At 68.8% G+C, this 13,112-nt stretch carries 14 protein-coding genes; 10 read left to right on the top strand and 4 right to left on the bottom strand.

Translation table 11 applies throughout. The features are described 5' to 3' along the window. Nucleotides 1-61: 61 nt before the first annotated feature. From ahpF to ACPEH8_RS18460, 4 genes are all read left to right on the top strand, one after another. Nucleotides 62-1,654 (top strand): alkyl hydroperoxide reductase subunit F, encoded by a 1,593-nt coding sequence (gene ahpF, locus ACPEH8_RS18475; protein WP_017356608.1) that lies wholly within the window; start codon nt 62-64, stop codon nt 1,652-1,654. 89 nt (nt 1,655-1,743) lie between these two features. After that, nucleotides 1,744-2,700 carry a DNA-binding transcriptional regulator OxyR gene (gene oxyR / locus ACPEH8_RS18470; protein WP_017356607.1) on the top strand — a complete coding sequence of 319 codons (957 nt, stop codon included), beginning with the start codon at nt 1,744-1,746 and terminating at the stop codon, nt 2,698-2,700. A gap of 139 nt (nt 2,701-2,839) precedes the next feature. Next, complete coding sequence (gene rnk / locus ACPEH8_RS18465; protein ID WP_017356606.1) at nt 2,840-3,244, top strand: nucleoside diphosphate kinase regulator; 405 nt, start codon at nt 2,840-2,842, stop codon at nt 3,242-3,244. Nucleotides 3,245-3,292: 48 nt separating this feature from the next. Continuing rightward, complete coding sequence (locus ACPEH8_RS18460) at nt 3,293-4,255, top strand: transaldolase (protein WP_136003735.1); 963 nt, start codon at nt 3,293-3,295, stop codon at nt 4,253-4,255. A 75-nt stretch (nt 4,256-4,330) separates the two neighbouring features. Here the strand turns inward: ACPEH8_RS18460 and msrA are convergent, their stop codons facing one another. Both msrA and ACPEH8_RS18450 read right to left on the bottom strand, forming a co-directional pair. Next, entirely contained in the window at nt 4,331-4,981 is a 651-nt protein-coding gene (gene msrA / locus ACPEH8_RS18455) for a peptide-methionine (S)-S-oxide reductase MsrA (protein ID WP_313161285.1), read from the bottom strand. A 30-nt stretch (nt 4,982-5,011) separates the two neighbouring features. After that, nucleotides 5,012-5,278: a DUF2007 domain-containing protein gene (locus ACPEH8_RS18450; protein WP_017356603.1), complete on the bottom strand. Its 267-nt coding sequence runs from the start codon at nt 5,276-5,278 to the stop codon at nt 5,012-5,014. A 144-nt stretch (nt 5,279-5,422) separates the two neighbouring features. Here ACPEH8_RS18450 and ACPEH8_RS18445 point away from each other — a divergent pair, with 144 nt between their 5' ends. From ACPEH8_RS18445 to ACPEH8_RS18430, 4 genes are all read left to right on the top strand, one after another. Next, nucleotides 5,423-7,171 (top strand): glutamine--tRNA ligase/YqeY domain fusion protein, encoded by a 1,749-nt coding sequence (locus tag ACPEH8_RS18445; RefSeq protein WP_017356602.1) that lies wholly within the window; start codon nt 5,423-5,425, stop codon nt 7,169-7,171. A 196-nt stretch (nt 7,172-7,367) separates the two neighbouring features. Then, entirely contained in the window at nt 7,368-7,928 is a 561-nt protein-coding gene (locus tag ACPEH8_RS18440; protein ID WP_017356601.1) for a nucleoside deaminase, read from the top strand. Between the two features lie 24 nt (nt 7,929-7,952). Then, nucleotides 7,953-8,999: a 23S rRNA (cytidine(2498)-2'-O)-methyltransferase RlmM gene (gene rlmM, locus ACPEH8_RS18435; protein WP_017356600.1), complete on the top strand. Its 1,047-nt coding sequence runs from the start codon at nt 7,953-7,955 to the stop codon at nt 8,997-8,999. Between the two features lie 34 nt (nt 9,000-9,033). Continuing rightward, complete coding sequence (locus ACPEH8_RS18430) at nt 9,034-9,426, top strand: hypothetical protein (protein WP_026070852.1); 393 nt, start codon at nt 9,034-9,036, stop codon at nt 9,424-9,426. Nucleotides 9,427-9,448: 22 nt separating this feature from the next. Here the strand turns inward: ACPEH8_RS18430 and ACPEH8_RS18425 are convergent, their stop codons facing one another. Further along, complete coding sequence (locus ACPEH8_RS18425; protein ID WP_313275670.1) at nt 9,449-10,624, bottom strand: UbiH/UbiF family hydroxylase; 1,176 nt, start codon at nt 10,622-10,624, stop codon at nt 9,449-9,451. Beyond that, a complete protein-coding gene (gene ubiH, locus ACPEH8_RS18420; RefSeq protein WP_166472629.1) occupies nt 10,621-11,826 on the bottom strand; it encodes a 2-octaprenyl-6-methoxyphenyl hydroxylase in 1,206 nt (401 codons plus the stop codon). The genes ACPEH8_RS18425 and ubiH overlap by 4 nt, the downstream gene beginning before the upstream one ends. Before the next feature lie 122 nt (nt 11,827-11,948). Here ubiH and ACPEH8_RS18415 point away from each other — a divergent pair, with 122 nt between their 5' ends. Further along, nucleotides 11,949-12,533, top strand: a complete 585-nt coding sequence (locus ACPEH8_RS18415) for a hypothetical protein (RefSeq protein WP_423667762.1) — start codon at nt 11,949-11,951, stop codon at nt 12,531-12,533. A 14-nt stretch (nt 12,534-12,547) separates the two neighbouring features. After that, nucleotides 12,548-13,102 carry a cob(I)yrinic acid a,c-diamide adenosyltransferase gene (locus ACPEH8_RS18410; RefSeq protein WP_017356473.1) on the top strand — a complete coding sequence of 185 codons (555 nt, stop codon included), beginning with the start codon at nt 12,548-12,550 and terminating at the stop codon, nt 13,100-13,102. The last annotated feature ends 10 nt before the right edge of the window (nt 13,103-13,112 follow it).

The following is a 13,112-nucleotide window of genomic DNA, read 5'->3' as shown; positions in this document are numbered from 1 at the left end:
GCAGATGCACCTTCGGGGTTCGTCGACGCTGTCCCCTTGCCTGAATCAAGGAGTTTTTTCGATGTTGGATGCCAACCTCCAGTCCCAGCTCAAGACCTACCTGGAACGCGTCACCCGTCCGATCCAGATCACGGCCCACGTGGACGATGGCGCCAAGTCGCAGGAGATGCTGGAGCTGCTCAACACCCTGACCACCCTGTCGGCGCAGATCCAGCTGGACGTGCGCCGCGATGGCAGCGAGCGCACCCCCTCCTTCGCGCTGACCACCCCGGGCCAGGACATCCACCTGGCCTTCGCCGGGCTGCCGATGGGGCACGAGTTCACCTCGCTGGTGCTGGCCCTGCTGCAGGTGGGCGGACACCCGTCCAAGGCCACTGCCGAGCTGATCGAACAGGTGCGCAACCTGGACGGCGACTACCGCTTTGAAACCTATTTCTCGTTGTCCTGCCAGAACTGCCCGGACGTGGTGCAGGCGCTGAACCTGGCGGCGGTGCTCAATCCGCGCATCCAGCATGTGGCGATCGACGGCGCGCTGTTCCCGGCCGAGGTCGAGGCGCGTCAGATCATGTCCGTGCCCACCGTGTATCTCAATGGTGACGTGTTCGACCAGGGCCGCATGAGCCTGGAACAGATCGTGGCCAAGCTGGACACCGGCTCGGGCAAACGCGACGCCGAGAAGATCGCCGCCAAGGCGCCGTTCGACGTGCTGGTCGTCGGCGGTGGCCCGGCCGGTGCCGCAGCGGCGATCTACGCCGCGCGCAAGGGCATCCGGACCGGCGTGGCCGCCGAGCGTTTCGGTGGCCAGGTGCTGGATACGATGGCCATCGAGAACTTCATCTCGGTCAAGGAAACCGAAGGCCCCAAGCTCGCCGCCGCCCTGGAACAGCATGTGCGCGAGTACGAGGTGGACATCATGAACCTGCAGCGCGCCACCGCACTGGTGCCGGCCGGTGATGACGGCCTGGTCGAGGTCCAGCTGGAGAACGGCGCGTCGCTGAAGTCGCGCTCGGTGATCCTGTCCACCGGCGCACGGTGGCGCCAGATGAACGTGCCGGGCGAGGAGCAGTACCGCAACAAGGGCGTGGCGTATTGCCCGCACTGCGACGGTCCGCTGTTCAAGGGCAAGCGCGTGGCGGTGATCGGCGGCGGCAACTCCGGCGTCGAGGCGGCCATCGACCTGGCCGGCATCGTGTCGCATGTGACCCTTCTGGAATTTGATGACAAACTGCGCGCCGATGAGGTCCTGCAGCGGAAGCTGCGCAGCCTGGGCAACGTCACCATCATCACCAGCGCCCTGACCCAGGAAGTCCTGGGCGATGGGCAGAAGGTGAGTGGTCTGGTATATCAGGATCGTATCGGCGGCGATGCGCATCGGATCGAACTGGAAGGTATTTTCGTGCAGATCGGCCTGCTTCCCAACACCGAGTGGCTGAAGGACACCGTGGCGCTCTCTCCGCGCGGCGAAATCCTCATCGACGACCGTGGCCAGACCAGCGTTCCGGGCGTATTCGCAGCAGGAGATTGCACCACCGTTCCGTACAAGCAGATCGTCATCGCGATGGGGGCCGGCTCGACCGCCGCACTGAGCGCCTTCGATCACCTGATCCGCACCTCCGTTCCCAAGAGCAGCGGCGCTGTCGCCGAAGCTGCCTGATTTGCGTCGCTCCCGGCTGCATCGGGAGCGTCTTCTGCCCGCTGGGTAAACCACGCCATCACCCGGTCCATACCCCTAGAGGTCTAAGGATGAACCTACGTGATCTGAAGTATCTTGTGGCCCTGGCCGACCATCGCCACTTCGGCCGCGCCGCTGCCGCCTGTTTCGTCAGCCAACCCACGCTTTCCACCCAGATCCGCAAGCTGGAGGACGAGCTGGGGTTGCCACTGGTCGAGCGTGCGCCGCGAAAGGTCATGCTGACCCCGGCCGGCGTGGAAGCGGCAGCGCGTGCACGCACGATCGTTGCCGAAGTAGAGCAGATGAAAGAGGCTGCACGACGCAGCCGCGACCCTGAAGCGGGCACCGTTCGTCTGGGCATCTTCCCGACCCTTGGCCCGTACCTGTTGCCGCACGTCATCCCCAACATCCGCGAGCGCTTCCCGCACCTGGAACTGCTCCTGGTGGAAGAGAAAAGCGACGAGCTGCTGACCCGCCTGCGCGAAGGCAAGCTGGATGCCGCCCTGCTGGCGCTGCCGCTGGACGATGACCAGCTGCACGCCGAGTTCCTGTTCGAGGAACCGTTCCTGCTGGCGGTATCGGGCAAGCATCCGCTGGCACGGCGCCACCACCTGGATGTGCAGGAGCTGTCGGCGCAGAAGCTGCTGCTGCTCGAAGACGGCCACTGCCTGCGCGACCAGGCGCTGGCGGTGTGCCGCCTGTTCGGTGCCAACGAAAAATCCGAGTTCCGTGCCACCAGCCTGGAGACCCTGCGCCAGATGGTGGCCGCCGATGTGGGCATCACTCTGATGCCGACGCTGTCGGTCAAGCCGCCGGTACCGCGGTCGGAGAACATCCGCCTGCTGGATTTCAACGGCGACGACCGCCCCAGCCGTCGCATCGCGATGGCCTGGCGCCGCAGCTCGGCCATGAGCGGCTTCCTGGATCAGCTCGCCCAGCAGTTCAAGCGGTTGCCGCAGGAGCTGTTCACGCTGCAGGCCGGCGACAGCGGCGTGCTGCCGGCCGTCGTCCCGCAGCGGCCGGCCTGAGGCTGGCTGAACCACCCGACGGGCAGGTGGATCGGCACGGGTCGCATCCGCCTGCGATTGTCAGCACAATAGAACCAGGCGGCGCCAGCAGGCGCCGCCTTTTGCATGGGCCATTCACAAATACGCAAGGAGCTTCACCATGTCCACATCCAGCGGACTGCCGCCGTCGATCATTGTTTCCAGCCACGATATGGATCGCCTGGAAGCCATGCTTGACTCCCCCGCCGTCGGCCAGACGCCGGCCGCGCTCGCGCTTGCCCAGGAGCTCAACCGTGCCACGGTGGTGGCAGCGGACGCGATGCCCGCAGGCACCGTCATGATGCATTCGCGCGTGGAGTGCGAAGATGAGCTGCAGAACGAAAAGCACGTCCTGACGCTGGTCTACCCCCGCGAAGCCGACGTGGAACAGGGCAAGGTCTCGATCCTTGCGCCGGTGGGCACCGCCCTGCTGGGCCTGTCGGTCGGCCAGAGCATGGACTGGGATGCCCCGGGCGGCCGCAAGCTGCGCCTGCGCGTCACCGCCGTCCACAACCCGAATTCCTGAACCGCGCTGCGTTGCGCGCCGGTTCTTCCGTCCCCTCCAGGAGTGGCAATGAACACCGTTTCTCCGTCCAAACTCACCCAGCTGCGTGATCTCTCCGTCGTCGTGGCCGATACCGGCGACTACGAGGCGATCAAGCGCTTGAAGCCGGTCGACTGCACGACCAACCCGACGCTGGTGAAGAAGGCGCTGGACCTGCCGGTGTACGCGGACCTGATCGAACGCGAGCTGGCCTGGGGCCGTGAGCAGACCGGCGAGCGCGAGACCATCGTGCATGCCGTCGCCGACCGTCTCACCGTGGGCGTGGGCACGCTGCTGAGCACGCTGGTGCCGGGCCGGGTGTCGACCGAAGTCGATGCCGACCAGGCCCACGACACGGCGGCCACGGTGACCAAGGCACGCCAGTTCATCGCGATGTACGAGGCCGCCGGCGTGCCGCGCAGCAAGGTGCTGATCAAGATCGCCGCGACCTGGGCCGGCGTGGAAGCCGCGCGCCAGCTGCAGAGCGAAGGCATCGACTGCAACCTGACGCTGATCTTCAATCCGACCCAGGCGCTGGCCTGCAGCGAGGCCGGCGCGTTCCTGATTTCGCCGTTCGTCGGCCGCATCCTGGATTGGTACGTCGCCAACGGGCAGACCCCGGCCACGATCGACGACGATCCGGGCGTGGTGTTCGTGCGCGGCGTCTACGCCGAGTTCAAGCGCCGCGGCTCGCCGACGGTGGTGATGGGCGCGTCGTTCCGTTCGACGGCGCAGATCGAGGCACTGGCCGGGTGCGACCGCCTGACCATTTCGCCGGACCTGCTGGAGAAGCTGGACGCCGACCACGGCGACCTGCCGCGCAGGCTCGTCGCCGGCGCGGTCGAAGCGGTCACCGCGCCGCCGATCGACGCCACCCGGTTCGCGACCGACCTGGCCGCCGACCCGATGGCCACCGAGAAGCTGGCCGCCGGCATCGATGCGTTCGCCAAGGACCTGGAGGCACTGCGCCAGACGATCCGCGACCGGCTGTAAGCGGCATCGCGTCTCTGGGCGCCAGGGCGGGACGGATGCAGCACGTGCATCCGTCCCGTTTTCGTTTGCGGAGGCTTACGCCCCCACCCCGATCGGGCAGCTGACGCCGGTGCCGCCGATGCCGCAGTAGCCGTTCGGGTTCTTGGCCAGATACTGCTGGTGGTAGTCCTCGGCGTAGTAATACGCAGGGGCGGGAAAGACGATGTCGGTGGTGATCGCGCCAAACCCGGCCTCGGTCAGCCGCTGCTGGTAGGCGGCGCGGCTGGCCAGCGCCGCCTCGTGCTGGGTCTGGCTGGTGGCGTGGATCGCCGAACGGTACTGGGTGCCGGTGTCGTTGCCCTGGCGCATGCCCTGGGTCGGGTCGTGGTTCTCCCAGAACACCTGCAGCAGCTCAGGCAGGCTGATGATGGCGGGATCGAACACCACCTCCACGATCTCCGTGTGCCCGGTCAGGCCGGAACAGACCTCTTCGTAGGTCGGGTTCGGGGTCACTCCGCCGGCATAGCCCACCGAGGTGGAGTATACGCCCGGCAAGGTCCAGAACGTGCGCTCGGCCCCCCAGAAGCAGCCCATTGCCACGCGGATGCGCTGCAGGCCGGCAAAGCCGTCCTTGAGCGGGTGGCTGTTGACGTAGTGCTGGTTGTGCAGCGGCAGGGGATGCTCCCGGCCCGGCAGGGCCTCGTCCGGGCGCGGCAGGCGCTGTTTGAACGCGCCGATGCCCAACAGGCCCTTGGCAATTCCCAACATGGCGGTCTCCTAGGCCGGCAAGAGACCGGCGCTTTCGTCATCGTCGAATATGGGGTCGTGCTGCGGTCCGCCCAAGTCCAGGCCGGCCACGATCGCCTCGGCCTCCGGGCGGGCCAGGTCCGGTACGCAGACCCGCAGCACACCGAACAGCGGCAGCTCGCCCATGCCGCCCAGCAGCGATTCGCCGAACACGAAGGCCGGAATGCCGGCGTCCTCCAGGGCATGCTTGACCAGGTGGGCATCGAACAGGTTGTCGGCCTGGTAGATCACGTGCATGGGCGGGCTCCGGCGGGGTCGGCCCAGCATACCCCCGAGGGCTGAAGCCGTGCCGACCAACCGTCGGCACCTGCCGTTTAGCCTGTCGCCGTGCGACAGGCTAAACTGTTGGTCTTTCTGCCTTTCAGACTGCGACCGCGCATCATGTCCGAGCCTACCGCCGCCCCCACCGACGCCCTTCCGGAAACCCACGAAAAGCGGGATTTCATCCGTCAGATCGTCCGCGAGGACCTGGCCGCCGGCAAGCATGCCGCGATCAAGACGCGCTTCCCGCCCGAGCCCAACGGCTACCTGCACATCGGCCATGCCAAGTCGATCTGCCTGAACTTCGGCATTGCCGGTGAGTTCGGCGGCGTGTGCAACCTGCGTTTCGACGATACCAACCCGGCCAAGGAAGACCCCGAGTACGTGGCGGCGATCCAGGACGACGTGCGCTGGCTGGGCTTCGAGTGGAACGAGCTGCGCCACGCCTCGGACTACTTCGATGCGTACTACCTGGCCGCACAGAAGCTGATCCGCGACGGCAAGGCCTATGTGTGCGACCTGTCGGCCGAGGAAGTGCGCGCCTACCGCGGCACCCTGACCGAGCCGGGCCGCCCGTCGCCGTTCCGCGAGCGCAGCGTGGAAGAGAACCTGGACCTGTTCGCGCGCATGCGCGCCGGCGAGTTCCCGGACGGTGCGCGCACCGTGCGGGCCAAGATCGACATGGCCAGCGGCAACATCAACCTGCGCGACCCGGCGCTGTACCGGATCAAGCACGTCGAGCACCAGAACACCGGCAACGCTTGGCCGATCTACCCGATGTACGACTTCGCGCATGCGCTGGGCGACTCGCTCGAAGGCATCACCCACTCGCTGTGCACGCTGGAGTTCGAAGACCACCGCCCGCTGTACGACTGGTGCGTGGACAACGTGGACTTCGCGCACGACGACGCGCTGACCGCGCCGCTGGTGGAGCGCGGGCTGCCGCGCGAAGCGGCCAAGCCGCGCCAGATCGAATTCTCGCGCCTGAACATCAACTACACGGTGATGAGCAAGCGCAAGCTGATGGCGCTGGTCACCGAGCAGCTGGTCGATGGCTGGGAAGACCCGCGCATGCCGACCCTGCAGGGCCTGCGTCGCCGCGGTTACACCCCGGCCGCGATGCGCCTGTTCGCCGAACGGGTGGGCATCAGCAAGCAGAACTCGCTGATCGATTTCAGCGTGCTCGAAGGCGCTCTGCGTGAAGACCTCGACGGCGCCGCCGCGCGTCGCATGGCGGTGGTCGATCCGGTCAAGCTGGTACTGACCAACCTGCCGGAGGGCCACACCGAAACGCTGACCTTCTCCAACCACCCCAAGGACGAGGCCTTCGGTACCCGCGAGGTGCCGTTCGCGCGCGAGCTGTGGATCGAGCGCGAGGACTTCGCCGAGATTCCGCCGAAGGGCTGGAAGCGCCTGGTGCCGGGCGGCGAAGTGCGCCTGCGCGGTGCGGGCATCATCCGCTGCGACGAGGTGATCAAGGATGCCGACGGCGCCATCATCGAGCTGCGCGGCTGGCTGGACCCGGAATCGCGTCCGGGCATGGAAGGCGCCAACCGCAAGGTCAAGGGCACCATCCACTGGGTCAGCGCGGTGCACGCGGTGCCGGCGGAAATCCGCCTGTACGACCGCCTGTTCTCGGTCCCCAACCCGGACGACGAATCCGACGGCAAGACCTACCGCGATCACCTCAATCCGGCATCGCGCCGCACCGTTGCCGGCTATGTCGAACCGGCCGCGGCCAGCGCCGCTCCGGAGCAGTCCTTCCAGTTCGAGCGCACCGGCTACTTCGTTGCTGATCGCCGCGACCACACCGCGGCCACCCCGGTGTTCAACCGCAGCGTGACCCTGCGCGACACCTGGTCGGCGTAAGCCATCCGCGCCGGTGCCTGGCACCGGCCTCCGTCCAGCGGCGCCCTGCACCGGCAGGGCATCCGCCCCGGCATCCCCGCAACCGGCGCACCCTCGGCGCCGGCAGGCCCGTGGCCGCGTTCAGCGCGGACACGGCATCCCTACGCACGGCCCGATACACTGCCGCTGCTCCATCCCAGAAGAGGCCCACGCCCCGATGCTGTACGCGCAAGTCCACCTCACCCTGCCCGCCTGGATCCACGACCGGATCGATCTCAGCCGCGCCTATCCTGGCGATGCCGACAAGGTCGCGCTGGCGATCGAGCTGTCGCGCCTGAATGTCGAGGCGCAGACCGGCGGCCCGTTCGGCGCGGTGGTGTTCGGCCCGGACGACCGCGTCATCGCCGCCGGCGTCAACCGCGTGGTGCCGCACAACACCTCGCTGGCGCATGCCGAAAACATGGCCTACATGCTGGCCCAGCAGCGCCTGCAGACCCCGCGGTTGAACGACGTACTGAGCCCGGTCACGCTCGCCACGTCGTCCCAGCCCTGTTGCCAGTGCTATGGCGCGACCGTATGGGCCGGCATTGACCGCCTGCTGATCGGTGCCAGCGCACAGGATGTGGAAGAACTCACCGCGTTCGACGAAGGTCCACTGCCGGCAGACTGGGTGGGCGAGCTCAACCAGCGCGGCATCGAGGTTGTGCGCGACATCGAGCGCGACGCGGCACGCGCCGTGCTGCGCCAGTACGGGGAGACCAACGGTGCGCATTACTGACCGCCGCGCCTCGGGCGCGATTCGATGACCGGCCTGCTGTGTCTGTGCCGCCAGGGCTTCGAGCCTGAACTGGCCGCTGAACTGTCCGAGCGCGCCGCCCATGCGGGCATCGCCGGGTATGCGCGTACCCAGCGCAACGATGGCTACGTGCTGTTCGCCACCGGGGAAGGCGCCGCCCTGTCCAAGGCGTTGCCGTGGCGTTCGCTCATCTTCGCGCGGCAGAAGCTGGTGGTGCTGGCCGAGCTGCCGCAGCTGGACGCGGCCGACCGCATCACCCCGATCATGGCCGCGCTGCAGGGCCAGCAGCGGTTCGGTGACATGTGGGTGGAGCACCCGGATTCCGATGAAGGCAAGCCCTTGGCCGGCCTGGCCCGCGCGTTCGGCAATGCGCTGCGCCCCGCACTGCGCAAGGCCGGCCTGTTGACCGACAAGGCCAACACCGCACTGCCGCGCCTGCACATCGTGTTCGTGGACGGGCGCCATGCCTTTGTCTGCGTCGCCGACACCCGCGACAGCGCGCCGTGGGCGCTGGGCATCCCGCGCCTGAAACTGCTGCCCGATGCGCCCTCGCGCTCGGCACTGAAGCTGGATGAGGCGCTGCTCACCCTGATGACGCCGGAAGAGCGCGAGAAGCTGGTGGTGCCGGGCATGCGCGCGGCCGACCTTGGCGCCGCACCCGGCGGCTGGACCTGGGTGTTGACCCGCCAGCACGTCCACGTGATCAGCGTCGACAACGGCCCGCTGCGCGACCATGTGCTGGAGACCGGCCTGGTCGAGCACCTGCGCGCCGACGGCTTCCACTGGCAGCCGGAGACGCCGCTGGACTGGATGGTCTGCGACATGGTCGAACAACCGCGCCGGGTCGCCGAACGCATGGCCACCTGGTTCCGCGAGGGCTGGTGCCGGCATGCGATCTTCAACCTCAAGCTGCCGATGAAGAAGCGCTGGGACGAGACCCGCATGTGTCTGGAGCTGTTCCAGGCGCAGGCAGACAAGCCGCTGGTGGTGCGTGCCAAGCAGCTGTACCACGACCGCGAGGAAATCACGGTGCTGGCGTCGCCGTTGCGCTGACCCGCGCGGCGGCCCCCTTTTCTTGGAGATCGCGATGCGACGTCTTTCCAGCCTGGTCCTGTTTCTGTGGGTGCCAGGCGTAGTGTTTGCCCAGACCCCTGCTCCGCCGCCGGCCATCAGCGAACCGCTGCGCGACGTGCCGGTCAGCGTGCGCACCCAGCCGCTGGCACAGGGCAAGGTCACCCATCAGGTGACGCTGCCTGCGCCGGCCGGCGAGGCCGAGATCACCGTGCGGTCGGTGCAGCCGGTGGCCGTGATTGGCCAGTACCGGTTTGCTTTTCAGGCACTGGACAGCGATGGCGACGGTTTCATCAGCCGCGAGGAGGCACAGGCCAATCCCGCGCTGGCCGATGAATTCAGCGCCCTGGATGTAAAGCGTCGCGGCAAGCTCGACCGCGCCGACCTTGCCGGCTGGCTGGCCGACTAGGCCCCCGCTCACGCGGCCGGCGTCACACCCCGGCCGCGCGCTTCCAGAACATCGATACCAGTGGCGGCAGCTTGCCGGCACACCCCAGCGCGCGGCCGCGCGCCAGGGTGAGATGCATCTCATCGTTGGAGAACACCGTGTTGATGGCATCGAAGCCATAGGCGGCGACGGTGTTCTCGCTGCGTCGTTCGCGTGCCCACCGCTGCAGCCGGTGCGGCGACATCCCGTCCTGGCGGCGCTGCCGCGCATCGCGGAACAGGGCGCGCAGCGCGGCCACATCGCGCAGGCCCAGATTCACCCCCTGCCCGGCCAGCGGATGCACCACGTGTGCCGCATCGCCCAGTGCGAGGATGCGGCCGGTCATGTAGGCGGTCGCCAACTGGCGGCGCAACGGAAAGGCCACACGCCGCGAGGCCGGCTTCATCCGCCCGAGTCGACCGGCGAAGGCCGCAGTCAGTTCCTGCCCGAACGCCGCATCGTCCAAGGCCAGCACACGCTCGGCCTCTGCGTCGGGCAAGGTCCAGACGATCGAACTGCGGTGGGTACCGATCGGCAGTACGGCCAGCGGACCGGTCACCAGGAAACGCTGCCAGGCCGTGGCCTCGTTGTCGTGTTCGGTGTCCACATAGGCCACCACGCCGCGCTGGCCGTAGTCCTGGCGGGCGACCTCCAGCCCCGCCAGCCGGCGCAACGTGGACTCGGCGCCATCGGCGGCGATGGCCAGCGAAGACTCCAGGCGACGGCCGTCCTCCAGCCGCAGCCGCACGCCCTGTGCGTCCTGCTCCAGTGCTTCCACGCGCGCGGGACAGCACACCTCCACGCCAGCCGCCGGCAGCGCCGCCCACAGGCGGTCGACCAGCAGATCGTTCTCGACGATCCAGCCCAGTTGCGGCCGGCCGAGGCGATCGGCATCGAACCGCAGCTCGTCGCCACCGGCCGCGTCCCAGACCCGCATGCGCCGATAGGCACACGCCCGCGCACGGCTGACCGCTGGCCACACGCCCAGCGACTGGAGCAGCTGCGCGTTGTCGGGCGCAAACGCGTACACGCGCAGGTCCGGCTGCTGCGGCTGCCACTGTGCCGGCTCGCGTCCTTCGACCAGGGTCACCTCCAGCCCGGCATCGGCCAGCGCCAGCGCGCAGGTCGCCCCGACCACGCCGCCGCCCACCACGATCACATCGCGCGCACGCCGGCTCATGCGGCGCCCTCCCGGCACAGCGCCGGCACCTCGCCGCGGAACCCCATCGCGCCGCCGACCAGCATCGACTGCATCGGCGTGGCCTGCGCGGCCAGCAGGCCGAGGCTGCGCAACGGCCGCATCAACGGCGCCGGGTTGCTGGTCAGCCGGGCCAGCCCACCGGAGAAGGCGATGGTCTGCGCGCGGTCTTCCGCGCGGCGGGCCACGTGCGCGGCCAAGAGGGCATCGCTGCCCGGATCACCGGCAGCGCCCACCAGTTCGGCCAGGGTCAGCGCATCGCGCAGGCCCAGATTGAAGCCCTGCGCGCCGAGCGGGTGGATGGTCTGCGCGGCATTGCCCAGCAGCACCGCCCGCTCACCCACCAGCGACTGCGCCAGTACCTGGATCAGCGGGTAGGCGCTGCGCGGGCCGCTCTCCAGCAGCCGTCCGGCCCGCCAGCCGATCGCGTCCTGCAGGCGCTGCAGCCAGGCGGCATCGTCCAGCGCCAGTACCGCCTCGGCCTGCGCGCGGGCCACCCCGTGCACCGCACCGTAGTGGCGGTCGCCGCGCGGCAACAGCGCCGTGGGGCCGGTGTCGGTGAAACGCTCGTAGGCCGTGCCGTCCGGCGCGCGCGCCGCGCGTACCCGTGCGACGAACAGGGTCTGCTCGAAATCATGATCGTCCACGCCGATGCCCAGCGCGTCGCGGACGCCGCTGCGGGTGCCATCGGCGCCGACCACCAGCCGCGCCAGCAGGCAGCGCTCGCCGCCGTCATCGGCGATGAAGACCTGGCGGTGGCCGTCGACCGTTTCGCCAAGGCGGATGAAGCGGGCCGGCCGGTAGCGGGTCAGGCGGGTCAGTTCGTCCAGGCGGATTTCCAGCGCCTGGCCGAAATCACGCGCCACCACCACCTGACCGAACCACGGGCGCTGGTACTGCGCCGCCTCCATCTGCACGCGGCCGAAATCGCCCGCGCGGCTGACGTGGATGCGGGTGATCGCGCCGGTGCCGGTGGCCAGCCGCTGCATCACGCCCAATGCGGTCAACGCGTTGACCGTGGCGGCGGCAAAACTCAGGTTGCGCTGGTCGAACACGGCCGGCAGCGTCCCCGCAGGCGTAGCTTCCACCAGGCCGACGTCGCGTCCGGCGCGGTCCAGCGCGATGGCCAGACTGGCACCGACCAGCCCACCGCCTACGATCACCACATCATGTCGTTCACTCATGCCGCCATGATAAGCGGCCACTGCGGTCCGCGCCGCCCCGCCGTAGCGGCCATCGTGTCCGGTGCGCCCGGCCGGGCCGGGCGGGGGCTAGAATGGATGCTGAATCCCCTCCCGTCGCCGCCATGACCTCCACCGCTCAACGCGCCTTCGTCCTGTCCGTGCTCGTGCTGCTGATGGCGGCCACACGGGTCAATCATTTCGCCGCGACCCCGGATGCCTCATGGGCGGTGTTCTTCCTCGGCGGGTTCTACCTGCGCGCCTGGACGCGCTGGGCGTTCCCGCTGCTGATGGCGCTGGCCCTGCTGGTGGACGTACTGGTGATCCGCAGCGCCGGCATGGCCTACCTGCAGCACTACTGCGTCTCGCCGGGCACCTGGATGCTGCTGCCGGCCTACTTCGCACTGTGGGCCGGCGGCATGCTGCTGCGCCAGCACTATCGGGGCGCGAGCTGGGCGGCACTGGGCAAGGGCGCACTGCTGCTGGTGGCCGCAGTGGCGGTCTGCCACCTGTTTGCCCAAGGCGGTTTCTACTGGACCAGCGCCAACGTGTCCCAGCCGACCCTGGCCGGTTGGGCCAGCAACTACGGCGAGTGGTACCTGCCCTACCTGCGCACCGCCGCGATCTACGTCGGCCTGGCCGCGGCGCTGCAGCTGGCCACCGAACAGGTGGCCAAGCTGCTGCAGGCGCGCCGCGACATCCTGCACTGAGCGCCGGAGCCACCGTGGGCAATCGCCTTTCCCGCATCTATACGCGCACCGGTGACGATGGCAGCACCGGCCTGGGCGATGGCAGCCGCGTGCGCAAGGATGCCGCCCGGGTCCAGGCCTACGGCACCGTGGACGAGGCCAACTCGGCGCTGGGCGTGCTGCTGGCGGTTGCGCTGCCGGACGACGTACGCGCGTTGCTGACCACGATCCAGCACCAGCTGTTCGACCTCGGCGGCGAGCTGTGCATCCCCGGCCATGCCGCCATCCATGCCACCGACATCGAGGCGCTGGAGGCCCGGCTGGACCACTTCAATGCCGACCTGCCGGCCCTGAAGGAGTTCATTCTGCCCGCCGGTGGCGAGGCCGCCGCACGCTGCCACCTGGCCCGCACCATCGTGCGCCGTGCCGAGCGCGAGACGGTCACCCTGGCCGCCCTGGAACCGGTGCGCGTCGAAGCGATCGGCTACCTCAACCGCCTGTCGGACCTGCTGTTCGTGCTCGCGCGCGTGCTGGCGCGCGCCGATGGCCAGGGCGATGTGCTGTGGCGCCACGAGCGCCGGCACGCCTGAGCCCCTACCG

This window comes from Stenotrophomonas sp. NPDC077461, from assembly GCF_049545475.1.
Classification (GTDB): Bacteria; Pseudomonadota; Gammaproteobacteria; order Xanthomonadales; family Xanthomonadaceae; genus Stenotrophomonas; species Stenotrophomonas nematodicola.
This window is presented reverse-complemented; position numbering and strand designations above follow the sequence as displayed.

Bases quoted from the DNA above. Each gene is read 5' to 3' on its own strand.
- ahpF (WP_017356608.1), top strand. From the start codon at position 62: ATGTTGGATGCCAACCTCCAGTCCCAGCTCAAGACCTACCTGGAACGC.
- oxyR (WP_017356607.1), top strand. From the start codon at position 1,744: ATGAACCTACGTGATCTGAAGTATCTTGTGGCCCTGGCCGACCATCGC.
- rnk (WP_017356606.1), top strand. From the start codon at position 2,840: ATGTCCACATCCAGCGGACTGCCGCCGTCGATCATTGTTTCCAGCCAC.
- ACPEH8_RS18460 (WP_136003735.1), top strand. From the start codon at position 3,293: ATGAACACCGTTTCTCCGTCCAAACTCACCCAGCTGCGTGATCTCTCC.
- ACPEH8_RS18450 (WP_017356603.1), bottom strand. From the start codon at position 5,278: ATGCACGTGATCTACCAGGCCGACAACCTGTTCGATGCCCACCTGGTC.
- ACPEH8_RS18445 (WP_017356602.1), top strand. From the start codon at position 5,423: ATGTCCGAGCCTACCGCCGCCCCCACCGACGCCCTTCCGGAAACCCAC.
- ACPEH8_RS18440 (WP_017356601.1), top strand. From the start codon at position 7,368: ATGCTGTACGCGCAAGTCCACCTCACCCTGCCCGCCTGGATCCACGAC.
- rlmM (WP_017356600.1), top strand. From the start codon at position 7,953: ATGACCGGCCTGCTGTGTCTGTGCCGCCAGGGCTTCGAGCCTGAACTG.
- ACPEH8_RS18430 (WP_026070852.1), top strand. From the start codon at position 9,034: ATGCGACGTCTTTCCAGCCTGGTCCTGTTTCTGTGGGTGCCAGGCGTA.
- ACPEH8_RS18425 (WP_313275670.1), bottom strand. From the start codon at position 10,624: ATGAGCCGGCGTGCGCGCGATGTGATCGTGGTGGGCGGCGGCGTGGTC.
- ubiH (WP_166472629.1), bottom strand. From the start codon at position 11,826: ATGAGTGAACGACATGATGTGGTGATCGTAGGCGGTGGGCTGGTCGGT.
- ACPEH8_RS18415 (WP_423667762.1), top strand. From the start codon at position 11,949: ATGACCTCCACCGCTCAACGCGCCTTCGTCCTGTCCGTGCTCGTGCTG.